General features: G+C 72.9%; 27 protein-coding genes. 17 read left to right on the plus strand and 10 right to left on the minus strand.

The features are described 5' to 3' along the window. Nucleotides 1–21 precede the first annotated feature (21 nt). Genes DQ239_RS13755 through DQ239_RS13765 form a run of 3 tightly spaced genes read left to right on the plus strand, consistent with a single transcriptional unit; the run spans nucleotide 22 to nucleotide 6978 of the window. A complete protein-coding gene (locus DQ239_RS13755) occupies nucleotides 22–6336 on the plus strand; it encodes an RHS repeat-associated core domain-containing protein (RefSeq protein ID WP_147252123.1) in 6315 nt (2104 codons plus the stop codon). Then, the gene (locus tag DQ239_RS13760) at nucleotides 6326–6643 is read left to right on the plus strand and encodes a hypothetical protein (RefSeq protein WP_113834977.1); all 318 of its coding nucleotides are present in this window, start codon (nucleotides 6326–6328) and stop codon (nucleotides 6641–6643) included. The genes DQ239_RS13755 and DQ239_RS13760 overlap by 11 nt, the downstream gene beginning before the upstream one ends. Before the next feature lie 35 nt (nucleotides 6644–6678). Then, on the plus strand, nucleotides 6679–6978 hold the full coding sequence (locus tag DQ239_RS13765; protein ID WP_113834978.1) for a hypothetical protein: 300 nt from the start codon (nucleotides 6679–6681) through the stop codon (nucleotides 6976–6978). 397 nt (nucleotides 6979–7375) lie between these two features. On the opposite strand, the gene DQ239_RS13770 is transcribed toward DQ239_RS13765, so the two are convergent. From DQ239_RS13770 to DQ239_RS13780, 3 genes are all read right to left on the minus strand, one after another. Continuing rightward, nucleotides 7376–8341 carry a nitronate monooxygenase gene (locus DQ239_RS13770; protein ID WP_113834979.1) on the minus strand — a complete coding sequence of 322 codons (966 nt, stop codon included), beginning with the start codon at nucleotides 8339–8341 and terminating at the stop codon, nucleotides 7376–7378. A 25-nt stretch (nucleotides 8342–8366) separates the two neighbouring features. Continuing rightward, nucleotides 8367–8609, minus strand: coding sequence for an acyl carrier protein (locus tag DQ239_RS13775; RefSeq protein WP_113834980.1), 243 nt, complete (start codon nucleotides 8607–8609; stop codon nucleotides 8367–8369). 76 nt (nucleotides 8610–8685) lie between these two features. Beyond that, the gene (locus tag DQ239_RS13780; RefSeq protein ID WP_113834981.1) at nucleotides 8686–8865 is read right to left on the minus strand and encodes a hypothetical protein; all 180 of its coding nucleotides are present in this window, start codon (nucleotides 8863–8865) and stop codon (nucleotides 8686–8688) included. 73 nt (nucleotides 8866–8938) lie between these two features. Here DQ239_RS13780 and DQ239_RS13785 point away from each other — a divergent pair, with 73 nt between their 5' ends. The 8 genes from DQ239_RS13785 to DQ239_RS20975 all read left to right on the plus strand — a co-directional run bounded on the left by DQ239_RS13785 (nucleotide 8939) and on the right by DQ239_RS20975 (nucleotide 15692). Further along, the gene (locus DQ239_RS13785; protein ID WP_113834982.1) at nucleotides 8939–9268 is read left to right on the plus strand and encodes a metalloregulator ArsR/SmtB family transcription factor; all 330 of its coding nucleotides are present in this window, start codon (nucleotides 8939–8941) and stop codon (nucleotides 9266–9268) included. Then, on the plus strand, nucleotides 9265–9768 hold the full coding sequence (locus DQ239_RS13790) for an SRPBCC domain-containing protein (protein ID WP_113834983.1): 504 nt from the start codon (nucleotides 9265–9267) through the stop codon (nucleotides 9766–9768). The genes DQ239_RS13785 and DQ239_RS13790 overlap by 4 nt, the downstream gene beginning before the upstream one ends. 148 nt (nucleotides 9769–9916) lie before the next feature. Then, complete coding sequence (locus DQ239_RS13795; protein WP_113834984.1) at nucleotides 9917–11131, plus strand: MFS transporter; 1215 nt, start codon at nucleotides 9917–9919, stop codon at nucleotides 11129–11131. A gap of 14 nt (nucleotides 11132–11145) precedes the next feature. After that, nucleotides 11146–12408: an alpha/beta fold hydrolase gene (locus DQ239_RS13800; RefSeq protein WP_113834985.1), complete on the plus strand. Its 1263-nt coding sequence runs from the start codon at nucleotides 11146–11148 to the stop codon at nucleotides 12406–12408. After that, on the plus strand, nucleotides 12405–13073 hold the full coding sequence (locus DQ239_RS13805) for an acVLRF1 family peptidyl-tRNA hydrolase (RefSeq protein ID WP_113834986.1): 669 nt from the start codon (nucleotides 12405–12407) through the stop codon (nucleotides 13071–13073). Before DQ239_RS13800 ends, DQ239_RS13805 begins: the two co-directional genes overlap by 4 nt. Before the next feature lie 195 nt (nucleotides 13074–13268). Continuing rightward, entirely contained in the window at nucleotides 13269–13448 is a 180-nt protein-coding gene (locus tag DQ239_RS13810) for a hypothetical protein (RefSeq protein ID WP_113834987.1), read from the plus strand. Between the two features lie 141 nt (nucleotides 13449–13589). Further along, nucleotides 13590–14513, plus strand: coding sequence for a hypothetical protein (locus tag DQ239_RS20970; protein WP_233489205.1), 924 nt, complete (start codon nucleotides 13590–13592; stop codon nucleotides 14511–14513). Between the two features lie 33 nt (nucleotides 14514–14546). Next, nucleotides 14547–15692 carry a hypothetical protein gene (locus DQ239_RS20975; RefSeq protein WP_233489208.1) on the plus strand — a complete coding sequence of 382 codons (1146 nt, stop codon included), beginning with the start codon at nucleotides 14547–14549 and terminating at the stop codon, nucleotides 15690–15692. Between the two features lie 7 nt (nucleotides 15693–15699). On the opposite strand, the gene DQ239_RS13820 is transcribed toward DQ239_RS20975, so the two are convergent. Together DQ239_RS13820 and DQ239_RS20640 are read right to left on the minus strand one after the other, a co-directional pair. Continuing rightward, nucleotides 15700–16545 (minus strand): YhjD/YihY/BrkB family envelope integrity protein, encoded by an 846-nt coding sequence (locus DQ239_RS13820; protein ID WP_113835053.1) that lies wholly within the window; start codon nucleotides 16543–16545, stop codon nucleotides 15700–15702. Nucleotides 16546–16561: 16 nt separating this feature from the next. Then, a complete protein-coding gene (locus tag DQ239_RS20640) occupies nucleotides 16562–16732 on the minus strand; it encodes a hypothetical protein (RefSeq protein WP_199583024.1) in 171 nt (56 codons plus the stop codon). A gap of 281 nt (nucleotides 16733–17013) precedes the next feature. On the opposite strand from DQ239_RS20640, the gene DQ239_RS13825 reads away from it, so the two are divergent. After that, nucleotides 17014–18069, plus strand: a complete 1056-nt coding sequence (locus tag DQ239_RS13825; protein ID WP_113834988.1) for a C40 family peptidase — start codon at nucleotides 17014–17016, stop codon at nucleotides 18067–18069. Here the strand turns inward: DQ239_RS13825 and DQ239_RS13830 are convergent. Together DQ239_RS13830 and DQ239_RS20365 are read right to left on the minus strand one after the other, a co-directional pair. Next, entirely contained in the window at nucleotides 18039–18347 is a 309-nt protein-coding gene (locus DQ239_RS13830) for a hypothetical protein (protein WP_113834989.1), read from the minus strand. The two genes, DQ239_RS13825 and DQ239_RS13830, sit on opposite strands and share 31 nt — an antisense overlap. A gap of 104 nt (nucleotides 18348–18451) precedes the next feature. Continuing rightward, entirely contained in the window at nucleotides 18452–18595 is a 144-nt protein-coding gene (locus DQ239_RS20365) for a hypothetical protein (RefSeq protein ID WP_158544836.1), read from the minus strand. 97 nt (nucleotides 18596–18692) lie between these two features. Here DQ239_RS20365 and DQ239_RS13835 point away from each other — a divergent pair, with 97 nt between their 5' ends. Together DQ239_RS13835 and DQ239_RS13840 are read left to right on the plus strand one after the other, a co-directional pair. After that, nucleotides 18693–19019, plus strand: a complete 327-nt coding sequence (locus DQ239_RS13835; RefSeq protein WP_113835054.1) for a DUF3817 domain-containing protein — start codon at nucleotides 18693–18695, stop codon at nucleotides 19017–19019. Nucleotides 19020–19052: 33 nt separating this feature from the next. Continuing rightward, nucleotides 19053–20381 (plus strand): serine hydrolase domain-containing protein, encoded by a 1329-nt coding sequence (locus DQ239_RS13840; protein WP_113834990.1) that lies wholly within the window; start codon nucleotides 19053–19055, stop codon nucleotides 20379–20381. Here the strand turns inward: DQ239_RS13840 and DQ239_RS20645 are convergent. After that, on the minus strand, nucleotides 20318–20608 hold the full coding sequence (locus tag DQ239_RS20645; protein WP_199583002.1) for a hypothetical protein: 291 nt from the start codon (nucleotides 20606–20608) through the stop codon (nucleotides 20318–20320). The genes DQ239_RS13840 and DQ239_RS20645 overlap by 64 nt on opposite strands. Before the next feature lie 415 nt (nucleotides 20609–21023). After that, on the minus strand, nucleotides 21024–21542 hold the full coding sequence (locus DQ239_RS13850; protein WP_199583004.1) for a hypothetical protein: 519 nt from the start codon (nucleotides 21540–21542) through the stop codon (nucleotides 21024–21026). Nucleotides 21543–21653: 111 nt separating this feature from the next. Between DQ239_RS13850 and DQ239_RS13855 the strand changes: the two genes are divergently transcribed. Continuing rightward, entirely contained in the window at nucleotides 21654–21908 is a 255-nt protein-coding gene (locus DQ239_RS13855) for a DUF3253 domain-containing protein (protein ID WP_113834991.1), read from the plus strand. 6 nt (nucleotides 21909–21914) lie between these two features. Here DQ239_RS13855 and DQ239_RS13860 read toward each other — a convergent pair whose 3' ends face one another. Continuing rightward, nucleotides 21915–22541 carry a hypothetical protein gene (locus DQ239_RS13860; RefSeq protein WP_113834992.1) on the minus strand — a complete coding sequence of 209 codons (627 nt, stop codon included), beginning with the start codon at nucleotides 22539–22541 and terminating at the stop codon, nucleotides 21915–21917. Between the two features lie 255 nt (nucleotides 22542–22796). On the opposite strand from DQ239_RS13860, the gene pdhA reads away from it, so the two are divergent. Further along, complete coding sequence (gene pdhA, locus DQ239_RS13865; RefSeq protein ID WP_348519332.1) at nucleotides 22797–23921, plus strand: pyruvate dehydrogenase (acetyl-transferring) E1 component subunit alpha; 1125 nt, start codon at nucleotides 22797–22799, stop codon at nucleotides 23919–23921. Beyond that, nucleotides 23918–24922, plus strand: a complete 1005-nt coding sequence (locus DQ239_RS13870; RefSeq protein ID WP_233489215.1) for an alpha-ketoacid dehydrogenase subunit beta — start codon at nucleotides 23918–23920, stop codon at nucleotides 24920–24922. Before pdhA ends, DQ239_RS13870 begins: the two co-directional genes overlap by 4 nt. The last annotated feature ends 1 nt before the right edge of the window (nucleotide 24923 follow it).

Below are 24923 nucleotides of genomic sequence, written 5' to 3' on the forward strand. Positions count from 1 at the left end.
CCAGCCTCCCTGAGGAGTTCTGTGTCCAGTTCCAGTGTTCGCCCGGCCGCCCGAACGCGGGTCGCGCTGCGCTTGGTCACGGCCGCAGGAATCAGCCTCGCGCTGACTATCGGCGTGGTCTCCGCTACGTCGCCCGCATCGGCCGCTCCGCCCGGACCCCCGAAGCCCTACCTCGGCAAGGTGGTCCAGGGGCAGGAGTGGGAGCCGGGTGCGGCACCCGACAAGGTGAACTCCTCGGTCGTACCGCCGCGGACCGCACTCGAGGGCAGCCGCACGGAGGTGAGCCTCAAGCAGCCCGGCCGCCCCGCTAAGGGACCGCAGACGCGGACGACCGAGCCGGGCAGCGCCCCACCGGCCGTCGTCACGGGGGAATGGCAGGAGGTCGGCGGCGGGCTGGCCATCGCGCCCGCCAGCCCGGTTGACGGCGCCGCCTCGGACGAGCCGGACGACACGGCGGTCACCGTCGAGGTCCTGAACCCTGAGCAGGGCAAGAAGTACGTGGCCCAGGGGGTCGCGCTGCGACTGAGTCGCACGGACAAGGGCGACAGCGATCCGGTCGCTGTGCGCGTGCCCAACTCGGTTCTCGCAGGCATGTTCGCCGCCGACTACGCCGGGCGCGTCCGCTGGGTGCAGTACCCCGACAACGGGCGCGCCCCCGGTGCGGACCAGCAGCCCGTGCCCACCGGGATCAGTGGTGAGGACACCATCGTCTCTCCGTCGCTGGCCGGCGCCTCGACGATTATGCTCGCGGCGACCAGCTCGGCGACGTCGTCGAGCGGGACCGGCGACTTCGGTGCCACCAGTCTCTCGCCGGCCTCCGAATGGGACGTCTCCGCCCAGACCGGCGGTTTCGCCTGGTCCTACCCGCTGCGTGTACCACCGGCGGCGGCCGGCCCCTCGCCGTCGCTGGCGCTGGACTACAACTCGCAGCGCGTCGACGGCAAGACCGGATCGACGAACAACCAGCCCTCGGCCGTAGGCGAGGGCTGGGACCTCTCCGGCGGCGGCTTCATCGAGCGTGCCTACGTCCCCTGTTCCTTGGACAGCGGCTCGTCGGGCCCGGTGACCACCTCCGGCGATCTCTGCTGGAAGACCGACAACGCCGTGCTCAGCATGGGCGGGCAGTCCGGTCGCCTGGTGCGCGACAACGCGACCGGGATCTGGAAGCTGCAGAACGACGACGGTTCGCGGCTCGAGAAGCTCACCGGCGCCGGTAACGGCGCGCTGGGCGGCGAGCACTGGCGCCTGACGACCACCGACGGAACGCAGTACTTCTTCGGTCTCAACCAGCTGCCGGGCTGGTCGGCGGGCAAGGCCACCACTAACTCGGCGTGGACCACGCCGGTCTACGGCAACGACGCGGGCGAGCCCTGCAACGCCGGCACCTTCGCGGCATCGTCCTGCACGCAGGCGTGGCGCTGGAACCTGGACTACGTCGTCGACACGCACAGCAACGCCAGCGCCTACTACTACACGGCCGAGACCAACCGGTACGCGCAGAACCGCTCCGGCGCGACGCCCTACGTGCGCGGGGGTCAGCTGGACCGCATCGAGTACGGCCTGACCGCGAGCACCGTGTACGCGGCGAACGGCGCGAGCGACAAGGTGCTCTTCGGCTACGCGGACCGGTGTGCATCGAGCACCGGGTGCGTCAGCACCAACCCCACCAACTGGCCCGACGTCCCGTGGGATCAGAACTGCACGGCCGCGCCCTGCACGCAGCTGTCCCCGAGCTTCTGGACGACGACAAGGCTCAGCACGGTGACCACGCAGTACTGGACCGGGAGCGCCTACGCCGGGGTGGACACCTGGACGCTCAAGCACTCGTTCCCCGACCCCGGGGACGGGACGAGCGCGGCCCTGTGGCTCGCCTCGATCGGTCACTCGGGAACGGCCGGTGGTACCGCGGTCACGGTGCCCGACGTGAAGTTCGCCGGAGTGCCGCTGCAGAACCGCGTCTGGGCCATCGACGGGCTGGCGCCGCTGGACAAGTACCGCATTTCGTCGATCTCGACCGAGACCGGTGCCGTCATCTCGGTCAACTACTCGGCTCAGGACTGCGCCCCGACCGAGGTTGCCGCCATCCTGGCCAACGCTCCTGCGAACAACCGGCGCTGCTTCCCGCAGTGGTGGGCGCCGCAGACGACGCCGCCACAACCGGCGAAGCAGGACCTCTTTCACACCTACGTGGTGACGTCGGTCCTCGCCGACCCGCGCACCGGCGGCTCGAACTCGGCCGTCCAGCACACGAACTACGTCTACACCGGCACGCCGGCCTGGCGGTACGACAACTCCCCGCTCACCCCGGAGAACCGGCGGACCTGGTCCACCTACGCCGGCTACAACTCGGTGGAGGTCCGGGTCGGCGACGCGAACAAGCCGGCCGCCCAGCAGACCACCGCCTACACGTTCTTCCGGGGCATGGACGGCGACCGCGCGTCCACCGGCGGGGGCGCCAAGGCCGCGTCGGTCGGTGCCAGCGACGGGTCCAGCGTTCCTGACTCGCTGTGGCTCGCCGGGAGCGTTCGCGAGGCCCGGGTGCTGAACGGTGTGGGTGGGGCCGTGGTGTCGAGCACCGTCAACACGCCGTGGGCGTCGGCCGTCACCGCGAACGACGGGGTCAACACCGCCCGGATGGTTGCAGACGGCAGCGTCGTCACCAGCGAGCCGCTCTCCACCGGCGGCACCCGCCGCACAGAGACGCGGTCGTCCTACGACGCCTTCGGGCGAGCGGTGCAAGTCGAGGCGATCACCCCCGACGCCGGTACGACGTGCGCCCGGACGAGCTACGCCACGAACACCGGCGCCTGGCTCCTCGACTTCCCGTCCGAGGCGACCCTCGTCGGAAAGCCCTGCTTGGTCGCACCGAGCTACCCAGCGGACGCGATCTCGGCTGCCCGCACCTTCTACGACGGTGGGGCGCTCGGCGCTCCGCCGGTGAAGGGCGACGCGACGTCCACGCAGGTGGCCAAGGCCTACACGGGGAGCACCGCTGCCACCGCCGTGTGGCTGACGACGTCGACCGCCTCGTACGACTCCCTGGGCCGGGTCACCTCCGTCACCGACCCGAGGGCCGGCCTGAACCGCACCACGACTACGGCCTACACGCCCGCTGCCGGCGGCCCGCTCACCAAGACGGTAGTCACCAACCCGCTGGGCTGGACGACGACGACCACGGTGAACCCGGCGTGGGGCCTCGAGACGTCTGTCACGGACCAGAACGGACGCATCACCTCCGCGACGTACGACTCCCTCGGCCGACGGGCCGCCGTGTGGACGCCCGGTCGCCCGCAGGCGTCCAATCCCACACCGACCGTTGCCTTTGGGTACACCGTGTCGACGACCGCGCCGTTGGCCGTCTCGACGACACGGCTGACGCCGATCGGGACCGTGACCGGTTGGGCCCTCTACGACGGACTCGGTCGTCCACGGCAGACCCAGGAGAGCGCTCCCGGCGGCGGCACCGTCGTCGCCGACACCTACTACGACGCCGCCGGCCGCGACTACCAGCAGAACCAGCCGTACTACACGACGTCGGTCGAGCCCTCGGGCACCCTCTTCGTACCGACGACGACGATCTCAGGACAGCAGCTCCGCACCTACGACGGCGCCGGCCGGGTGCTCACCGATCAGCAGTGGGTCAACGAGGTGAAGGCGTGGCAGACCTCGTTCTCCCACCTCGGCGCCGATCGGGTGGACACCACGCCGCCGGCGGGCGGTACTCCGACCACCACGCTGACCGACAGCGCAGGCAACATGACGAGGCTGATCGAGTACCAGGCGGCGTCCCCGTCGCCGACGGCGCAGCAGACGGCGACCACCTACCGGTACGACGCCGCCGGGCGCCGGACCGGGATGACCGACGCGGCCGGCAACGTGTGGACCTGGACGTTCGACACCCTCGGCCGCCAGGTCACGGCGAACGATCCCGACTCGGGCACCACGGTCATCGCCTACGACGACGCCGACCGTGCGGTGAGCACCACCGACGCGAGCGGCGCGACGGTGGCATCCACCTACGACGCCCTTGACCGCAAGGTCGCCCAGCGGCAGGGAACGGCCTCCGGCCCGCTGCTCGCCGACTGGACCTTCGACACCCTGAGCAAGGGCCAGTTGACCCGGTCGTCGAGCTACGTGGGGTCGACGGCGACCGCGCCAGGGACGGCCTACACGCAGGCAGTCACCGGCTATGACGTGGCGGGGCGGCCCACGGGCAACTCGACCACACTGCCGGCGGGAACCGCGCTGTCAGGCACCTACACGACGTCTGTCACGTACGCGCAGGACGGTTCCATCGAGCAGGTGTCCAAGCCGGCCATGGGTGGAATTGCGGCGGAGACGCTCAAGTACTCCTACGGCGGGCTCGGCAACATCGCCAGCTTCACCGGAACCATCTCCGGCAGCTCGTTCACCTACGCAGGCGGCATCACCTACACGTACCTGGGCAAGGTGGCCCAGTACGGGCAGTCGCGGGCGAGCCAGTACTTCTACCGCACATTCACCTTCGCCGACGGCACCAATCGGCTGACCCAGCAGTCCGGTATCGCGAGCCGGACGACGAACACGGTCACGTCCGATCGGAAGTACAGCTATGACCACGCCGGCAACGTCACCGCGGTCAGTACCGGCGCGGACGGTGTCGCTGCAGACAATCAGTGCTTCAGCTACGACCGCCTGGGCAGCCTCACGGAAGCGTGGACGCCGTCGAGCGGAAACTGCTCTCTGCCTCCCTCGGTCACTGGTCTAGGTGGACCTGCGCCTTACTGGAACAGCTACGTGGTGGACCCCGCCTCGAGAAACCGCATGTCGGTGACCAAGCACTCTGTGAGCGGTGGGGCGGACACGACGGATACCTATGCCTACCCGGCGGCCGGTCAGCCACGTCCGCACGCCGTCCAGTCGGTGACCCGGAAGACGGGGACCGCGACGACCACGAGCACCTATGGCTGGGACGGCGTCGGGCGCACCACGAGCCGTCCGGGTCAGACTCTCGACTACGACGCCCGCGGCAACCTCGGGTCGGTCACCGTGACGGCCGACGGCAAGAAGCAGACCAACGTGTACGACGCGGATGGCAACCTGCTCGTTCAGAGCGACCCGACGAACGGCGCCACGGCCTTCATTGGGGACACACAACTCCGGGTGGCTCCTGGTGGGAGCACTGCCTCGGCGAGCCGGACGTACTCGTTCAACGGCGTCGCGGTGGCCGAACGCAACGCCACCGCCGGCGTTGCCGGGTCGACCCTGTTCTTCCTGGATGCGGACCCGCTGGGTACCGCGACGGTGGAGGTCCGGGCTACCGACGGTCAGGTGACGCGGCGCTTCCAGGACCCGTTCGGGGTCGCTCGCGGCGCCGCGGTCACGTGGTCGAGCGCGCGCGGATACCTGAACGCACCGGCGTCGCCCTTCAGCGGTCTCACGCAACTGGGTGCGCGTGCCTACGACCCCTCACTCGGTCGCTTCCTCACCGTCGATCCGCTCCTGACGGTGACCAATCCCGGATCACTCTCCGCCTACGCGTATGCCGACAACAGCCCAGTCACCAAATCCGACCCGAGCGGACTGGAGCCCATGATGCCGGGTTGCGGAGGTGACGCCGCTTGTCGCAATTGGCATTACACGGGCCGCGGTAAGCCTGCCCCAGCGGCGCCGACCCGACCCCGACCTATTTCGCCAGTCAGCAGCACGAGCGCAGCGGAGCGCTCCATTCCCCGCGCCATAGTGCCTGCCGTAAAGCGGTCATCGCCTATAGGCACCAGCGCCAATGCGCGGGAACAATGGGTCGTATACCAGAACGGGGGTATGCCCCGGATCGGGCCCTCGTACAACCCCGAACCGGGCGAGGTCATGAGAACCTTGGGCGAGCTCTCAGGCTTCACTGATGCCGTCAACTGCCTTACAAGCCCTTCGAAGGCTGGATGCGCACTAGCCGCCGTTTCCTTCGTGCCGGGTGGAGGGTTTGTCAAGGGCGGCATCAATGGAGTCAGGGCGGGTCGCACCTTAAGGGCCGCGAGTGGTGAAGGGGACGACCTGACCCGTTTATACCGCGCTGTTGAACCTGCAGAGTTTAGAGACCTTGTGGGCTCGGGAACCTATAGGTCAGCTCCCGGCGGCACGGAGGGGAAGTACTTCTTCCCGACCAAAGACCAGGCCGAGCACTTCTCGAATCTGATGGGCAAAACGGGAAGAGGCCCGTACTGCATTACGTCGGGTTGCATCCCTAGGTCTACGCTTGACGGCATCGAAACGATCAGTCCCGCAGGTGAGGGGACGGCATACTTCATTCCGGAGGAACTATTGCCGCAATTTAGGGACATCATCGTTCATGGCCCGTAGCGATGTAGCGGCTGGTCACCGGGCTGACGCCTTGATTCGGCTCGAAGAGGCGGAGCGGGCACGGCTGTTGACGAGCGTGTTCCGAGAGGGGTCACCCAGCGTGATGTTCCGCTTTCGAGAGGCGGGAGAACATGAGAACGGCGACATGTTCGGCGCTGTCATCGAGGAACTCGAGGAGCAGCTCGATGGCCGATTACGTGTCCACCTGTTGTTCTGGAGTGACCTCGCCCGAATCTACGTCACGCCTGGTGTTGAGTTCGAGGTCTGGTACGCCCGCACAGTTGGCGACGGAGTCGTGCTGCCGTAGGGAGTACGCGTGCCACGCTTCACGGTGATCACGCGGTGAGCGTCGGCAACGAAGCTGTGCTGGAGGAGCTGCTTGGCGCCCTCGACGACTTCGTGCACGGTCGGCTCAGTGTCGAGGACGTACAGCGCCACCTGCAGTTGTCTCTCAATGTATTGGAGCGAGACGGCAGCAGCTTGCAGGACGACATCCGGGCAGCTGAGGCGGACCTTGAGGAAATCCGCTTCACCATGCTGCTTGACGAGCAGCGGTCAGCAACGGTGTTCCGACTTGATCCTCTGCGAATAGCCACAGCGGACCGACTCGACGCCAACGATGGGGAGCGGCGGAATTCATGATGGGCATCGACTGGGGTTGAAGGGAGCCCATGTCCTGACTCTCGTCCCGGAGCAGTCCGTGTACCGTTCGCTGGTCCGTTCCCCGTCCGACGGTGCGCCCCGGCCGGTGGCGTTGAGCTGCATCGACCTGTGGCCGTAGGGCCCAGCCGGCTCTGCTGAACCGGCTCGGGACTATTGCTTCTTCATGACCAGGGCCGTTGAGGACCATCGGGATCACGGCTTCGCTGGCGGGGTTAAGGGGGTGCGGTCGGCGAGCCTGTCGCTCCAGGCGTTGTCGGCAGCGATCCGGTCCGCCAGGGAGACCCTCGTGCAACGGCGGCAATCAGGTCAGACACATATCGAGGCACTAGGGTTGGGGTCCAGTCGCCTCATCCTGGAACCGGTTCGAGAGCCCGGGTCACGGACTGAGCAGGCCCGGGACGGCGCGGAGGGCCTTCTCGGCGTCGGCGGTGAGTTCGCGGACGACGTCGGTTGCCGAGCGCTCCGTCGTCACGAGCCCGACCGCCTCGCCAGCGTAGAGCGGGGCGTGCGCCGGGTCGCCCGTGCGGCGGCCCTCGCCCACGAGCTGCCGTGCGGCGGCGTCGTCCACGAGTTCGTCCTCGCGGCCGTGCCAGGTGCGGGAGAAGTCGTTGACCAGCGCCCGGCCGGGCCAGCGCTCGGGCCAGGCAATCCCCTCCGCGACGTCGAACGACCTGGTCAGCACCGTCTCGTCGCCCGACGCCTCGCGGATGCGCTGCCGCGCGCCGGCGCCGTTCAGCCCCTCGGTGCACGACAGCAGCGCCGTCCCGATCCACACCCCGACGGCCCCCGCGACCAGCATTCCGGCCATGGCACGGCCCGTGGCGATCCCGCCCCCGGCCACCACGGGCCGGTCGGTCAGCGTGAGCACCTCGCTCAGCAGCGGCAGCAGCGCCCGCTGCCCGGTGTGCCCGCCGCCCTCCGTGCCCTGGGCGACCAGGACGTCGACCCCCGCCTCCAGCGCACGGTGCGCGTCGGCGACGGTGTTCACCTGCGCCGCGACCGCGATCCCCGCGTCGTGCAGCGGCCCCACGTACGGCGCCGGGTCGCCGAACGACATCGACACCAGGCTGGGCTGCGCGGCCACCGTCGCCTCGAAGAGCTCGGGCCGGTCTGCCAGCGTCCAGATCATCAGCCCCACGCCGAACGGGAGCTGGTCCTCCCCGGCCACGGCGCTTTCCGCGGTCACGAACTCGGCGCTGTGCCGGCCGCTCACGCCGATCATGCCGAGCCCGCCGGCCTGCGAGACGGCGCGCGCCAGGGCGCCACCCGAGACACCGGCCATCGGGGCGCCGATGACCGGCGTCGTGAGGTCGAACCAGCGGGTCAGCGGGGTACTGATCACGCGCCCATCGTGCCCCGCGACCGGGTCACTGCGTGGCGGGGCCGCCCTGCGACGTGCGCTGCAGACGTCCTAGGAACTCGTGGCAGCGCTTTGCCCGCGCCGAGTCCTGCTCCATCACCTCGCGGAAGAAACCCGCGATGTCGTCCAGGCCGGCGTTCTCGGCGTCCCGGACGTACTGGCCGTAGTCGTGCCCGGCCTTGAGCGAGTGGTACTGGACGGAGACGAGGTCGTAGAAGACGTCCTCGAAGCCGGTCTCTCCGGTGGCCATGGGGTCCTCCTCGGGTGCTCGATGGTGCACCCGAGGGATACCCGTGCCGGACCGATCCGTCACACGTCCGCAACGACTACGGGGTGGTGTAGCCGGTCTCGCCCTCGTCCTCGGTGGCGAGCTCGTCCTCGCCGGAGGCGACCGGATCGTCGGCGGTCGAGGCCAGGTCCTCGCCCTCGCCCAGCGCGCCGGGGTCGGCCTGCAGCGTGCGCGGGTCGTTGAGCGGATCCGGGGTGTCGGGATCGGTGACGGTCATGCTCACTCGGATGCCCCGATGCGGGACGACGGAACCCCTGGCCGACGCGTAACCGGTGTGTTACGCCCGGCCGGTGGACGCGCTCGCTGCCCTCGCCGACCCGGTCCGCCGGGAGCTCGTCGGGCTGCTGGCGCGCGGCGAGGTGGCCGCCGGCGAGCTCGCGGGCCGCTTCCTGGTGAGCCGTCCGGCCATCAGCCGGCACCTGCGGGTGCTGCGCGAGGCCGGCCTGGTCACCGTGCGGTCCGAGGGCAAGCGGCGTCTCTACGCGCTCGACCCCGCGCCGCTGCGCGAGCTCGACGACTGGCTGGAGCCCTACCGCGACCTGTGGGCCCAGCGGCTGGACGCACTGGACACCGAGATCGCCCGCGGTGGGCGGTCGAAGAGGAACGGAGAACCGGAATGAGCGAGAACCAGCGGCGAGGCGTCGTCACCCGGCTCGACGACGGCCGGCAGCGACTGGAGTTCCGCCGCGAGTGGCCCGACCCCATCGACGACGTCTGGGCGGCGCTCACCGAGCCCGACCGGATGGCCCGCTGGATCGGCACCTACGAGGGCGAGCGGGGGACCGGGGGAACCGGCACCTTCACGATGACGCACGAGGAGGGCGAGCAGGAGGGCAGCCCCACCACGATCCTCGAGTGCGACCCCCCGCGGCGGCTGGCGGTCGAGTGGGAGCAGGAGGGCTCGGAGAACTGGCGGATCGATCTCGACCTGGCCACCGAGGGCGACCGCACCGTGCTCCGCTTCGTCCAGGTCTTCGGCGCCGATGTCGACGTCGTCGACTTCGCCCTGGGCTGGCACTGGTACCTGGAGAAGTTCGGCGCCGAGGTGACCGGCACGCCCGCCCCGGAGGTGTGGGACGACTTCCTCGCCGAGGTCGGGCCCGCGTACGGGCGCAGCTGAGCCGCGCCCCCCGCGATAGCGTGCCCGCGATCCGTCCGCCGACAACGGCGTCGGCGGCCGGGTCGACCACTCCGTGAGCCCGGCGACGGCGCCCCGGGTCGGTTAGCGTGGGAGAGCCGCAACCCGTTCGACGGAGGCTCTTCCCCACGTGGCGAATCCCTACCTGCAGGTGCTGCGCACGCCGCACGCCCTGCCGATGGTGCTGGCTGCCTTCGTCGGCCGGCTGCCGCTGTCCATGGTCGGCCTGGGGTGCGTGCTCCTCGTGGCGGCCGAGACGGGTTCCTACGGCCTCGGCGGCGCCGTGGCCGCGGTCGGTGCCGTGACGACGGCGGTCGCGGGCCCGGTCGTCGGCCGGTTGTCCGACGCCCTCGGGCAGCGGCGCGTGCTGCTCCCGCTGCTCGCCGTCTTCGTCGCGTCGGGCAGTACCTTCCTGGTCGCCGTCCGCCAAAACTGGCCGCTGGCCGTCGTGTTCCTCGCCGCCGGGCTGGCCGGGGCCTGCCTGCCCCCGGTGTCCTCGATGATCCGGGTCCGCTGGACCCATCTGCTGCGGGGCAGCCACCGGTTGCCCACCGCGATGGCCATGGAGTCCGCGGTCGACGAGCTGGTGTTCGTGCTGGGCCCGGTGCTGGTCACGATCCTGTCCACCACCGGGCACGCCACCGCCGGGCTGGTCACCGCCTTCGTCCTCGCCACCGTGGGCAGCCTGCTGTTCGCCGCGCAGCGCCGCACCGAGCCGCTGCCCACGGCGTCCGAGCACCGCCCCGTCAGCTCGGCCATGCGGTGCGACGGGCTCAAGGTCCTCTTCGTCGTCGCCGCCGGGGTGGGCGTCGTCCTCGGGACCTTCCAGATCTGCCTGGTCGCCTTCGCCGACGAGCTCGATCAGCGGCCGATGACCGGCGTCCTCATCGCCGCGCTGGCGGTCGGGTCGATGATCAGCGGCATCGGCTGGGGCTGCGTCCACTGGCGGCTGCCGCTGCGGCACCGCCTGGCCGGCGTGCTCGTGCTGCTGACGGTGCTCAGCGCCCCCCTGATGCTGGTCCGCGACGTGTGGCTCATGGTGCCGTTCGTGCTGCTGGCCGGCATCGCCGTGTCGCCGTCCCTGATCAGCGCCTTCACCCTCGCCGAGCGGCTCGTGCCGCGGGCCGCGGTCACCGAGGCGTTCACCTGGATCGGGACCGCGCTGGCCCTCGGTGTCGCCGTCGGTGCGTCCGTCTCGGGCAAGGTCGTCGACGTCTCGGGCGCGAACGCCGCCCTGTCGGTGGCTCCCGTGGCCGCCGCGATCGCCGCCGTCGTCGTCGCCCTGACCCAGCGGGCGCTGCACGTGCCCGCAGAGCACGCCTCCGTGCCGGCGCTGGCGCGCTGACCGGAGTACGCCAGGTGGACGAGCGGTACGAGATCCCGGGGGCGCTGGTCCGCGACCGGACTGTGCACGTCCCGCTGCACTGGAGCACCGGGGACGGCGCGGGCATCGAGGTCTTCGTCCGCGAGCTGGTGCACCCGGACCAGCGCGACCGCGACCTGCCGCTCCTGCTGTTCCTCCAGGGCGGGCCCGGCGGGAAATCGCCCCGGCCGACCCGCGGGGGCTGGATCGCCCGCGCGCTGCAGGCCTTCCGCGTCGTCCTCCTCGACCAGCGCGGCACCGGCCGCAGCTCCCGCGTCACCGGCGCAGTCGTGGAGCGGTTCCCCGACGCCCGGGCCGCCGCCGACCACCTGCTGGCCTTCCGCGCCGACTCGATCGTGGCCGACGCCGAGCACGTCCGCGCCACCCTCTACGGCGGACGGCGCTGGACGACGCTGGGGCAGAGCTACGGCGGCTTCGTCACCCTGACCTACCTGTCCCGGGCGCCGCAGGGGCTGGAGCGCTGCCTGATCACCGGGGGGCTCCCCGCGCTGCAGCCCGACGCCCGCGAGCCGTACCGGCGCACCTATCCACGGGTGGCCGCCAAGGTGCGCCGCTTCTACGAGCGGTACCCCGGTGACGTGGCCCGTGCCGGTGCGGTCGCCGACCGGCTGGCGGCCGCACCCGTACGGCTCCCGGACGGCGACGTGCTCTCGGTCCGCCGGCTGCAGACCGTCGGGCAGGTGCTGGGCAGCCAGGCCGGCGCCGAGGAGCTGCACTGGCTGCTGGAGGAGGCCCTGGACGACGGCGCCCCGAGCGGCTTGTCCGACACCTTCCTCGACCAGGTGGCCCGCCGGACCTCGTTCTGGGACAACCCTCTCTACGCGGCCCTGCACGAGAGCATCTACGCCGCCGGCCCCGGAGCGACGGCGTGGGCCGCCGAGGCCGAGCGGGGCCCGGAGTTCGACGGCGCCGTCCGCCCCCTGCCGTTCACCGGCGAGATGATCTACCCCTGGATGTTCGACGAGATCGCCTCGCTGCGGCCTTTCGGCCCGGCCGCGCACGCGCTGGCCGCCCGGGCGGACCTCCCGGAGCTGTACGACCCCGCCCGGCTGGCGGCCAACGAGGTGCCGGTCGACGCCGCCGTGTACTTCGACGACATGTACGTCGACACCGAGCTCTCGCTGCAGACCGCCGAGGCGGTGGGGAACGTGCGCACCTGGGTGACCAACGAGTTCGAGCACGACGGCCTGCGCACCGGGGACGTGCTCGGCCGGCTGCTCGACCTGCGGTCCCGGTGACCCGGCCGCGGCCGGCTCCCGGAGGCGGCCGGCGGCTGCGCGTCGCACCCGAGCGGCTGGGCAGGTGGCTCGACGGCGTGGCGGAGCGGCACGGTGCGTTCGCCGACGTCGTCGCCGACGACGACGGCACGGTCCGGCTCACCTGCACGGACACCACGACGATCGTCCTGCGCGCGCCGTTCGGCTGGACGCCGGAGCAGCCGGTGCTCGCCGGGTTCACCGAGGCCGCCCGCGCCGAGCGCACGGCGGCGGTGCTCCTGGTGCGCCGGGGCCGGTGGGCGGTCGGCGTGTGCACGGGGGAGCGGCTGGTGGCCTCCAAGGTCGACGCGCGCCAGGTCCAGGGGCGCACGGCGGCCGGCGGCTGGTCGCAGCAGCGGTTCGCCCGCCGGCGCGGCCACCAGACCGACGCCGTCGTCACCTCGGCCGCCGACACCGCGGCGCGCGTGCTGCTGCCGCACCTGGCCGACGTCGTCGCGCTGTTCACCGGCGGCGACCGGGGGCTGGTCGACGAGGTGCTGGCCGACCGGAGGCTGACCGGGCTGGCCGCCCTGCGCCGCGAGCCGTCCCTGGAGGTCGGCGAGCCCACCAAGGCGGTGCTCCTGGAGACGCCGGGGCAGCTGCGGGCCGTCGAGGTGACCATCGTGGAGCCCGGCGACCGCGCCTGACCGGCTTCGCCCGAATGGCCGAAAAGTGTCAGCCGTCACTTCCTGGACGTGGCGGCCGACACTTTTTCTCATTCCAGTGAGCAGCGTCTCACAAATGTCCGGGAGTCATCCGCGCCATTCGGCGTTATCACTAAAGCACCACCCCGATGTGGCCGATGAACACCGCGACCACGGACCACTCGTCAGGAGACAGTCATGGGAACGCACACCGCTCACAGGCCCAGCACGCTCGGCAACATCCCGATGAGCTTCGCTCCGATGCTCTTCGCGGACCCGTCCTACCTCGAGGCCGACCGCGCCCCAATCGGCGCCTCGCAGGGCGACGGCGTGCGCTTCATCGCCCGCCTGGGACGCATCCTCCGCGCCCACAGCTGAGCCATTTCGCCCTCGTCGACCGAGGGCCGCGATGACGACGCGAGAACTGCCCCGGGAAGGCAGCTCTCGCGTCGCTGTCGTTCTAGGGCCGGCAGGAAGTCCCTCGACCATCCGCCGCGGTCGGCGTAACGTCCTCCGACCGTGTCTCCTCTCGCCCCGTCCGAGACCGATTCCCCTCCCGATCCCGTCCTCGCCGCCGAGCGCGACCACCTGGCCCGCGCGCTGGACTGCCTCTCCGAGATGCGGGCCGCCGCCACCGCGGTGACCGATGCCGGCGTGGACGCCTGGGCGTCCGAGCGCCTCGGCGCCGCCCGCGCCGCCCGGCTGCGAGCCCTCGCCGCCGACCCCGGCGTGCCCCCGTTCTTCGGGCGGACCGACAGCGGCGGCCCGGCGCCCGAGACCTTCCACATCGGCCGCCGGCACGTGCGCGACGACGCCGGCGACCCGGTCGTCATCGACTGGCGCGCCCCGATGAGCCGGCCGTTCTACCAGGCCACCGCCGCCGACCCCCAGGGCCTGGCGCGGCGGCGCCGGTTCGGCTTCGCCGGCGGTGAGCTCACCGGCTACGAGGACGAAATCTTGGTGGCCGACCACGGTGTGGCCCCGCTGCAGGGCCCCGCCGCGAGCTCGCGAGCGGAGGGGGGCAGTGGGGTCCTTCTGCTCCGTGCGGAGATCGAGCGCCCGCGCAGCGGGCCGATGCGCGACATCGTCGCCACCATCCAGCCCGACCAGGACGACATCGTCCGCGCGCCGCTCGGCGAGTCCATCTGCGTGCAGGGCGCCCCGGGCACCGGCAAGACCGCCGTCGGCCTGCACCGCGCCGCCTACCTGCTCTACACGCACGGCGGCCAGCTGGCGCGCACCGGCGTCCTCGTCGTGGGGCCCAACCGCGCCTTCCTGCGGTACATCGAGCAGGTGCTGCCCACGCTCGGCGAGGTCGACGTCGTCCAGTCCACGGTCGCCGACCTGACCGGACGGGTGCCGGTGCGCGGGACGGACACGCCCGCCGCCGCCGTCCTCAAGGGCGACGTCCGGATGGCCGAGGTGCTCCGGCGGGCGCTGTAGGGCGAGATCCGCAAGCCGGCCGACGACGTGATGGTGCCGCTGGCCGGACGCCGCTACCGCGTCCCCGTCGAGCGGCTCAAGCGCTACGTCGACGACCTGCGCCGCCGCGCCCGGGGCGACGACGACCAGCAGCTCCTCCACTACGCCGCCGGGCGGGAGCGGCTGGCGATGCTGCTGGCCGGGGACGCCCGCCGGCAGAAGGAGGCCGCGGGCGGCAGCCCCACCGACGCCGAGACGCGCCGGGCGGCCCGCAGCCCGGAAGTCCGCGCCTTCTGCGATCAGACGTGGCCGGCCCGTGACGCCGCGGGCCTGGTCGCCGCCCTCTTCACCGACGCCGCGCTCCTCGCCCGTGCGGCGCGCGGTGTGCTGGACGACGCCGAGCAGGCCCTGCTGCATTGGTCGGCACCGCCCCGGTCGGTCCGCTCGGCGCGCTGGTCGGAGGCCGACGCCGTGCTCGTCGACGAGGCGGCCGGGTTGCTCGAGCGGACGCAGGGGTTCGGGCACGTCGTCGTCGACGAGGCGCAGGACCTCTCCCCGATGCAGTGCCGCGCCGTCGCCCGGCGGCTCGCCGCCGGGTCGCTGACCGTGCTCGGTGACCTGGCCCAGGCGACCAGCCCGTGGTCCTCGGCCGACTGGCGGCAGACCCTGGCCGGGCTGGGCCGGCCCGACACCGTCGTCCGGCCGCTGACCCGCGGGTACCGGGTGCCGGCCGAGGTGCTCGACTACGCCAACCGGCTGTTGCCGGTCATCGCGCCGGGGCTGCCCGCCGCGACCGCCGTCCGCGGCGAGCCGGGGTCGCTGCGGATCCGGCCGATCACCGACCTGGCCGGACCGCTGGCCGCGGTGGTGGGGGAGCTGGCCGCGGAGCCCGGCTCCGTCGGGGTGGTGTGCGCCGACGACGTCGTGGGGCAGGTGGTCGAGCTGCTGGCGGCCGCGGGCATCCCGGCCGCCGCGCTCGTCGACGACGGCGAGCCCCCGGCGCGGGTGGCGGTCGTGCCGGCGACCCTCGCCAAGGGCCTGGAGTTCGACGCGGTCGTGGTGGCCGACCCGGCGGCGATCGTGGCCGCCGAACCGCGCGGGCTGCACCGCCTCTATGTCGTGCTCACCCGGGCGGTGAGCACGCTGGTGGTGCTGCACCGCGACGACCTGCCGCCGCAGCTGGCCGCCGTCCCGGGCTGATCCGGCCTCAGTCCCGGGCGCCCGCCCGGCGGCGCTCCAGGAGTTCGTCCAGCGAGCCGGTGAGCAGCCACCCCGCGAGCACCACGAGGTGCAGCAGGAACAGCCAGAAGCCGATCGCCACGACGCCACCGACCACCTCCAGCCCGCCGAACGGGGCCCCGAGGTCCAGCGGCAGCGTCAGGAAGAGCACGAACCCCTGCAGGAAGCCCGAGACGCAGGCGGCGGTGAACAGGGCGCCGCAGACCAGCGCGGGCCACCGCACCCGGCCACCGCCGACGACCCGGAAGCCCCAGGCCAGGGGCAGCGCCAGGGCGGCCAGGCAGGCGTAGAAGCCCACCGCGACCCGGCCGATCGTCGCCCAGGCGCCGCCGTCGTCGGCGAGGCCGGCCATCGCGCCCGCGGCCAGCAGCAGGGGGTAGAGCAGGAAGGGTGAGACGAGCAGCAGCGGCAGGGCGGCCAGCCGGCCCCGCCAGGCGGTCATCCCCTCCTCGCGGGCGCTGAAGCGCAGCAGTGCCCGGCGCAGGCCCTCGCCATACAGCGACATGGGCAGCAGCGCGAGCAGCATGTCCAGCGGGCCCAGCCCCACGCCGGCCTCGACCAGCCGGTCGAGAGCGTCGGGCGCGCCGAGCTCCGACGGCAGCAGCTGGGCCACCCGGTCGCCGAGCTCGCGCACGCGGTCCGCGGAGGTGAGCCGGGCGGTGAGCGAGAAGGCCAGCACCAGCAGGGGCACCACCGCGATGCCCGCGTAGAAGGTCAGCCCGGCGGCGATCAGCGCGAGGTCGCGGCCCCGCAGCCGTCGCCGCGCGCCGGAGAGGAGGGCCCGCGCCCAGGAGCGCAGCGGACGTGCGCTCAGCGGGGCCTCCGGGTCATCAGTTGTCGGCGTCGGTGCCGGGCTCCTGGCAGCTGGCGTCGTGGGGGTTGCTGGCTTCCTCGGACGTCGAGTCGCAGTTGGTCTCACCGCGCTGGAGATCGGTGTTGTCGCCGCAGGCGACGAGCGATCCTGCCACGACCAGGAGCAGGAGGGGGCGGCGAAGGTCCATGACTCCGTAGTGGTCCCCGGGGCGCCATGCGAAACCGATTCGGGCGTGGCGGCCGGGGTCGGACGCGCGTGGCGCGCGCGACAAGCCGGACGAGTTCGTCACAGTGGTAGCGGGCTGACCTGCACCGTTACCCGGCCACCTCCGGGCCAAACCACAAACTTGTGATTCACCCATTGTCACGGCTCGATAACAGGCTTACGGTCAGTGCGCCCGCCGAGGCGTTCAGTCACCAAACGGGCGTCAGATCGCCGCTGTACCGAAGAAACGGAGAGCCGCCGCTCATGGCGTCCCGCCTGCAGCCCTTCCCCGGCCGCACCGCCCGTCGCGCCGCCCTCGCCCTCGTCGGAGCCGTCGGCGTCCTGCTGGCCGCGACGCCCGCCTCCGCCGCCCCGGCCACGCCGGGCACGGCCGCCGAGGCCGCCGAGCTCGTCGCCGCCCGCGGGCACGACCTCGAGGCCCTGTCCGAGAAGTTCAACGAGGCGCGCGAGACGCTCACGGCGCAGCAGGCCGCGGCTCAGGCGGCGCAGGTCGAGCTCGACCGGGCCGCGGCGGTGCTGGCACAGGCGCAGGAGACCGTCCGGGGCGTGGCCCGCACCGCCTACACCGGCGAGGGGCTCAACTCCTTCCAGGCGCTGATGATCAGTGGCTCGGCCGACGAGTTCGTCAACCGGATGTCCACGCTGCAGATGGTCGCCGGGCACCAGAACGAGCTGCTCGGCCTCGCCGCCGACGCGAACACCGCCGCGGTGGCCGCGCAGCAGCAGGTCCAGGAGTCGGTCGCCGAGGCCCAGCGCCAGTACGACGCCCTCCTCGGTCAGCAGGCCGACCTGGAGCGGGAGATCGCCGAGTACAAGGCGGTCCACGACCGGCTCAGCGACGAGGAGAAGCAGGCCGTGGCCGCCGCGGGGCACACCACGCGAGCCAGCCGCGCCGAGCGCACCGAGCCGCTGGCCGCGGCCTCGGCTCCCGTCGTCGCCAACAGCGGTGCCGCCCAGGTCGCCATCGACACGGCCATGGCCCAGCGCGGCAAGCCCTACGTCTGGGCCGCGGGCGGTCCCCGCGCGTTCGACTGCTCGGGCCTCACCCAGTACGCCTTCGCGGCGGCGGGCATCAGCCTCCCGCACTCCAGCCGCATGCAGTCCCAGATGGGCCGCTCGGTCTCCCGCAGCGAGCTGCAGCCCGGCGATCTGGTGTTCTTCTACAGCCCGGTCAGCCACGTGGGCATCTACATCGGTGGCAACCAGATGGTCCACGCCCCAACGTCGGGCGACGTCGTGAAGGTCGCGTCGATCGACGTCATGGGCGGCTACGCCGGCGCCCGCCGGCTCGCGGCCTGATCGACCCGCTGCAGCAGCCCCCACACGAACGTCGCCCGGACCCCTCCGGGGAGCTCGACCTGCCGCCGGGTGACGACCCCGGGGTCGATGCTGCGGGCTCCCGGCACGGCGACGACGTCGTCGAGCACGTGCTCCCACACCAGCAGCTGCCCGGGGGCGGCCGGCGGCACCGGGGACCCCGGCGCGCGGGCCAGGTGCTCGTCCAGCACCGAGCCACCGGGGCCGCTCACCACCTCCCAGAAGAGGTGCGGCCACAGCGGCAGCGGCCAGCGGCGCACCTGGACGTCGAGGTCGCCGAACCGGCAATCCTCCAGCTCCTCGGGTTCGGCCCCGTCCGGAGGCTCGCGCCGAGCGTGCGAGGCGTGAGAGGGACGGGGTCCTTCTACTGCCACCGGGTGTGGGCGGCGTGCGCCTCGGCCCGCGTGGCGCCCAGCCGGGGCAGCGCCTCGGCGACCAGGTCGGGGCGGACGTCGGCCATCCGGCGCAGCAGGACCAGGCAGAACTCCCGCCGCGCCAGACCCCGCACGGCCGCGACCCTGCCACCATGGCCTCGCCCGGTGGGTACGGGATCTCACACCGTGGACGGGCCCGCCTCGGTCGAGGGCTCGGGCAGGATCGGGGACGTGACCCCCCGCACCGTCGCCAGCGCGTTCCGTGTCGCCGCCATCGCCGAGGCCTTCTCCTGGGTCGGCCTGCTCATCGGGATGTTCGTCAAGTACGTGCCCGAGACCAGCGAGATCGGGGTGAAGATCTTCGGGCCGATCCATGGCGGCATCTTTCTCGCCTACGTGCTGATCACGTTGCTGGCCGCGCGGGTGCTGCGCTGGTCGCCGGGCACCACCGTGCTCGCGCTGGCCGCCTCCATCCCCCCGCTGGTGACGGTCTGGTTCGAGCGGTGGGCCACCCGCACCGGCCGCCTCCCGGCGCGGGACGTCGTCCCCACCACCTGACCCGCGCGGCGGCGCGGCGCTACGGTCGCCGGCATGCCCGAACCCGTGCTGCCCGCCACCGCCCGCACGCTGCTCGCCCGCGCGGCGCGCACCCAGCGGGACGGCCGGGCGCCCAGCCTGGTCGTGGGCGCGGTGCGCGACGGCGGGCTCGTGTGGTCGGCCGGGCGCGGTGAGGTGGCCGAGCCGCACACCGACGTCCAGTACCGGCTGGGGTCGATCAGCAAGGCGGTCACCGCCGTGCTGGTTCTGCGGCTGCGCGACGAGGGCCGGCTCTCCCTGGACGACCCGCTGGAGCGGCATCTGCCCGGCACGCCCCTGGGCGACCGCACCGTGGGGCAGCTGCTCTCGCACCTGGCCGGCGCCTCGGCGGAGAGCCCCGGCGGCTGGTGGGAGCGCGTGCCCGGCGGCTCGCTGGAGGACCTCGGACTGGGCGACGCCGACGTCGTCCTCGGTGCCGCCCGGCGCTTCCACTACTCCAACCTCGGCTTCGGCCTGCTGGGCGAGCTCGCGGCGCGGATGCGCGGCACCTCGTGGGACGACGCCGTCCGCGACGAGGTGCTGGCACCGCTCGGGATGACCCGGACGACGCCGCGCCCCGTCGCCCCCGCAGCCCAGGGGCGCGCCGTCCACCCGTGGGCCGACGTCGTCCTCGCCGAGCCCGAGCACCACGCGGGCGTGATGGCGGCCGCGGGGCAGCTCTGGGCGACGCTCACCGACCTGGGGCGCTTCGCCGCCTTCCTGCTCGGCGACACCGCCGACGTCCTCGACGCGGCCACGCTCGAGGAGATGACCCAGCCCGCCGGCGTGGACTCCTCCGTCCCCGGCTGGTCGGCGTACGGGCTGGGGCTGCAGGTGATGCGCGTCGACGGGCGGACCCTCGTCGGGCACGGCGGCTCGATGCCCGGCTTCCTCGCGGGGGTCTTCGTCGACCGCGAGGAGCAGACCGGCGCCGTCTCGCTGGCCAACGCCACCGCGGGCGTGGAGCCGGTCGTCTTCGGGGTGCTGGCCGACCTGCGGGCCGCCGAGCCGCGGGTGGTCGAGGCCTGGCGCCCGTCGCCGTCGCCCGTGCCGCTGGACGTGCTCGGCGTCTGGTTCTGGGGCGTCTCGCCCAGCATCCTGCGGGCGGTGGCCGGCGGGCGACTGCACCTGGGGCCGCTGCCGGGCCGGACCGGGCGGGCGAGCCGGTTCGAGCAGCGGGACGGGCGCTGGGTGGGGCTGGACGGCTACTACGCCGGCGAGACGCTGCGCATCGCCGCGGACCACCTCGACCTGGGCACCTTCGTCTTCACCCGCACGCCCTACGACCCCGACGCGCCCGTGCCCGGCGGCGTGGACGAGGCCGGCTGGACGGTCGAGGGGTAGAGCCCAGCCGCGTAGGTCGCGTCGGAGTAGTAGCGCTCCAGCTCCTCGAGCGGCTCGTCCTTGCGCTCCAGCGCGTGCGCGATCCGGGCCCGCGAGGGGACGGCGTCGGGCGCCCAGCTGTCCGGATCCCAGAGCTGCGAGCGCAGGAACGCCTTGCCGCAGTGGTGGAACACCTGCTCGACCTCGACGACCACGGCCAGCACCGGGCGGTGCCCCTTGACGACCATCCGGTCCAGCAGCGCCGGCTCGGTGACCAGGCGCGCCCGGCCGTTGATCCGGAGGGTGTCCGTGCGGCCCGGGCAGCAGGTGGATCAGGCCGACGTGCGGGTTGGCGAGGATGTTGCGGTACCCGTCGGCCCGGCGGTTGCCGGCCCGCTCGGGCACCGCGATCGTGCGGTCGTCCAGGACGAGGGTGAAGCCGGGTGGGTCGCCCTTGGGGGAGACGTCGCAGCTGCCGTCGGCGCCGCTGGTCGCGATGAGGCAGAACGGGCTGGCCGCCAGCCACTCGCGGTCGAGGTCGGTGAGCGCCGTCCGCTCCTTGGCCAGCGCCGCGGGCACGGGGTCCCCGAGCAGCGCGCGCAGCTGCTCCTCGGTGGTGATCTCCTCCACCCCGCGCATCCTGCCCCCTTCCGCGGGGTGGGGTCAGGGCCTGTCGAAGGCGTCGATCGTGTTCTTGACGACGACGCCGTACGCCAGGTGCGGGACGACGTCGCTGAGCCAGTCCGTCGCCGACCACGTGCGCGGATCGGTCACGCCGAGCACCGTCATCGGGCCGTTCGCCGCGACCATGACCCCGGCCGTGGTGAGGGCGATGCCCACGGGCTTGGCCGAGAGGTAGCCGCGGGCGCGGGCCAGCCCGCCGATCGTCCCCACCCCGACGCCGGCCACCAGGCCCAGGAGCGGACCGAGGCCCTGCACCCGGTGCTGCCGGGTGACGCCGTCGCCGGGGATCGGTACGTGCGCCTTCGCGGCCAGCTGCTCGACCGTGTCCTCGGGCGTCGAGCTGGTGCCGCGCCCCCGGACGGCCATGTCCAGGTAGGTGACGGCGTTGAGCGCCGTGCTGCCCGCCGCACCGGCGGCCGCGCCGCGCAGTGCCCAGCCCAGCGTGCTGATCCCGCGTTTGCCCTTGCCGCGCACCCCGAAGGGTGTCCGCTCCACCATGCCGGGGCCAGTACCCGAACGGCGCCCGCCGACCCGCCGCGCCGCCAGTTCCCGCAACCCGCCCGGGCGGTGCGCTGGCGCTCCGGCGGATCGCCGCGCAGGCTCGGGGGTGTGGACGACGTCGGCGCGCGGCTGGAGCAGGCGATCAGCGACCTGCTCGACCTCCGGCGCGCGGGCGCCACGATCTGCCCGTCCGAGGCGGCCCGGCAGGTGGGCGCCGACGAGTGGCGCGAGCTGATGCCCGCCGCCCGGGACGCGGCCGGACGACTGGCCGCGGCGGGTCAGGTGGAGGTGACCCAGGGCGGGGTGGTCGTCGACGTCGCCACCGCCCGCGGCCCGGTCCGGATCAGGCGCCGGGAGAGCTGACGCCGGTCAGCGGGCCCGTCGACGGCGCAGCACGAGCAGCGCTCCCGCGCCGAGGAGAACTGCTCCACCGCCGAGGACCAGGAGCGACGAGGGCGGCCCGTCGCTGTCCGGTGCCGTGGTCGCGACGGCCCGCGGCTCGACAGCAGGTGCGGGTGCGGGCGCGCCGGCGACGGGCTGCAACGGCCCCAGGGCGGACTCGAGCTCCGGGGTGAGCGGTGCGGTGCCGCCGCAGAGGTAGGCGTAGTACTGGTCGTCCTCGAGCGGCGGCGACCCCGGGCTGAGGTGGGGATCGGCGGTGCGGGTGGCGAAGACGGCGACCGGCCCTCCCCCGGGGATCTCCAGCCCGCACGAGGCGCCGGACACCGGGGACAGGACCTCCTGCCGTTCGGACACCGCACCCTTGGCGACGGCGTCCACGGCGAACACGTGGAGGGCGGGGTCGGTGCTGCTGATGATGACCCCGCTCGGCTCCTCGCGCGCGATCAGCCGGCCGGTGAAGACGGCGTCCGCCCGCTCGGTGAACTCCGCCGTCGTGCCGGTCACGCACTCGCAGGCCTGTGCCGGCGAGGCGCCCAGCACGACGAGGGCGCCCAGCAGCGCGCTGAGCAGCAGCAGGACCCCCGTGCGTCGCATGCGCGGATGATGCTCGCCAGCCGTCCCCAGGACAAGCACGGGCGTACCTCCCGACGGGTGACCCGTGGCGGTCGTGGGCGTCGTGGTCGTGTCCCGGCGCGCCCACGTGCCAGGATGTGTGAGTGGTGCCACACCCCGGCGCCGCGCAGACGTCCACCTCCGCACGGTGCCGGTGACCCCGGCCAGGGCGGCTGAGACGAGGAGCGAGCGGTGACCGCTGTGCGCCACGAGACCGACGACGCCGACATCGGCGACCTGCACGAGGTCGTCGACCCCGTACCGGGGGCCGGTGCGCCGCACCTGCCCCGGCAGATGGACCTGGTGCAGCTGCTGACGCCCGAGGGCGAGCGGCTGGAGCACCCCGACTACCCGCTGGACGTCTCCGACGAGGAGCTGCGCGGCTGCTACCGCGACATGGCCCTCGTCCGCCGGTGGGACGGCGAGGCGACGGCGCTGCAGCGGCAGGGCGAGCTGGGCATCTGGGCCTCGCTGCTCGGTCAGGAGGCCGCCCAGCTCGGGGCCGGCCGCGCGCTGCGGGACGGCGACACCGCCTTCCCGACCTACCGCGAGCACGGCGTCGCCTGGGCCCGCGGGGTCGACCCGCTGCACGTCATGAGCCTGTTCCGCGGCGTCGACAACGGCGGCTGGGACCCGGTCGCGCTCGGCTTCAACCTCTACACGGTCGTCATCGGCGCCCAGACCCTGCACGCGACCGGCTACGCCATGGGCGTGCAGCGCGACGGCGCGGAGAGCGCCGTGCTGGCCTTCCTCGGCGACGGCGCCACGAGCCAGGGCGAGGTCAACGAGGCGATGGTCTTCGCCGCGAGCTTCTCCGCGCCCGTGGTCTTCTTCTGCCAGAACAACCAGTACGCGATCAGCGTGCCGCTCGAGCGGCAGTCGCGGGTGCCGCTCTACCGCCGGGCCGCCGGGTTCGGCTTCCCCGGTGTCCGGGTCGACGGCAACGACGTCCTGGCCGTGCTGGCCGTGACCCGTGCCGCGCTGCAGGCGGCGCGCGAGGGGCAGGGCCCGACGTTCATCGAGGCGTTCACCTACCGGATGGGCGCGCACACCACCTCCGACGACCCGACCCGCTACCGGCTGGCCGCCGAGGTCGAGGAGTGGAAGCTGCGCGACCCCATCGCCCGTCTCATGGCCTACCTCTCCCGCAGCGGACTGGCCGACGCCGCCTTCTTCGCCGGCGTCGAGGCCGAGGCCGACGCGCTGGCAGCGCGCATCCGCAGCGGCACGATCGGCATGCCCGATCCCCGGCCCACGGCCATGTTCGACGCCGTGTACGCCGAGCAGACGCCGCCGCTGGCCGCGCAGCGCGCCGAGTTCGAGGCCTACCAGGCGTCGTTCGAGGGGGGTGAGCGCTCGTGAGCGCCGAGGTGCTGGACGCGCCGGCCACCCAGGAGCTGACCATCGGCCGGGCGCTCAACCTCGGGCTGCGCCGGGCGATGGAGGACGACCCGAAGGTCGTGCTGATGGGGGAGGACATCGGCCGGCTGGGCGGGGTCTTCCGCATCACCGACGGGCTGCAGAAGGACTTCGGCGAGGACCGGGTCGTCGACACCCCGCTGGCCGAGGCGGGCATCGTCGGCACCGCGGTGGGTCTGGCGATGCGCGGCTACCGGCCGGTCGTGGAGATCCAGTTCGACGGCTTCGTCTTCCCCGCCTGCAACCAGATCGTCACGCAGGTGGCCAAGATGCACGCCCGCTCCCGGGGCCTGGTGCCGCTGCCGATGGTCATCCGGATCCCGTTCGGCGGCGGCATCGGCGCCGTCGAGCACCACAGCGAGAGCCCCGAGGCCTACTTCGCCCACACGCCCGGGCTCAAGGTCGTCGCCGTCAGCAACCCGGTCGACGCGTACTGGGGCATCCAGCAGGCGATCGCCGCGCCCGACCCCGTCATCTTCCTGGAGCCCAAGCGGCGGTACTGGGAGAAGGGGCCGGTCGACACCTCCGCGACCCCCGGGCCGCTGTTCACCTCGCGAGTCGTGCGCGCCGGCGACGACGTCACCGTGCTGGCGTACGGCCCGATGGTCACGACCGCGCTGCAGGCGGCCGAGGCGGCCTCCACCGAGGGACGGTCCCTGGAGGTGATCGACCTGCGCACGATCTCGCCGCTGGACCTCGAGCCCGTCCACGAGTCCGTCCGGCGCACCGGGCGCTGCGTCGTCGTCCACGAGGCCCCGGTGACGCTGGGGCCGGGTGCCGAGATCGCCGCGCGGGTGACCGAGACCTGCTTCCACTCGCTGGAGGCGCCGGTGCTGCGGGTGGGGGGCTACGACGTGCCCTATCCGCCGTCGAAGGTCGAGGAGCTCCTCCTCCCCGACCTCGACCGGGTGCTGGACGCCGTCGACCGCGCGATGGGGTTCTGAC

The organism is Blastococcus sp. TF02-09 (assembly GCF_003319105.1).
Lineage (GTDB): Bacteria > Actinomycetota > Actinomycetes > Mycobacteriales > Geodermatophilaceae > Blastococcus.

Bases quoted from the DNA above. Each gene is read 5' to 3' on its own strand.
- DQ239_RS13760 (WP_113834977.1), top strand. From the start codon at position 6,326: ATGGCCCGTAGCGATGTAGCGGCTGGTCACCGGGCTGACGCCTTGATT.
- DQ239_RS13775 (WP_113834980.1), bottom strand. From the start codon at position 8,609: ATGGCCACCGGAGAGACCGGCTTCGAGGACGTCTTCTACGACCTCGTC.
- DQ239_RS13780 (WP_113834981.1), bottom strand. From the start codon at position 8,865: ATGACCGTCACCGATCCCGACACCCCGGATCCGCTCAACGACCCGCGC.
- DQ239_RS13790 (WP_113834983.1), top strand. From the start codon at position 9,265: ATGAGCGAGAACCAGCGGCGAGGCGTCGTCACCCGGCTCGACGACGGC.
- DQ239_RS13810 (WP_113834987.1), top strand. From the start codon at position 13,269: ATGGGAACGCACACCGCTCACAGGCCCAGCACGCTCGGCAACATCCCG.
- DQ239_RS20640 (WP_199583024.1), bottom strand. From the start codon at position 16,732: ATGGACCTTCGCCGCCCCCTCCTGCTCCTGGTCGTGGCAGGATCGCTC.
- DQ239_RS13825 (WP_113834988.1), top strand. From the start codon at position 17,014: ATGGCGTCCCGCCTGCAGCCCTTCCCCGGCCGCACCGCCCGTCGCGCC.
- DQ239_RS13840 (WP_113834990.1), top strand. From the start codon at position 19,053: ATGCCCGAACCCGTGCTGCCCGCCACCGCCCGCACGCTGCTCGCCCGC.
- DQ239_RS20645 (WP_199583002.1), bottom strand. From the start codon at position 20,608: ATGGTCGTCAAGGGGCACCGCCCGGTGCTGGCCGTGGTCGTCGAGGTC.
- DQ239_RS13850 (WP_199583004.1), bottom strand. From the start codon at position 21,542: ATGGTGGAGCGGACACCCTTCGGGGTGCGCGGCAAGGGCAAACGCGGG.
- DQ239_RS13860 (WP_113834992.1), bottom strand. From the start codon at position 22,541: ATGCGACGCACGGGGGTCCTGCTGCTGCTCAGCGCGCTGCTGGGCGCC.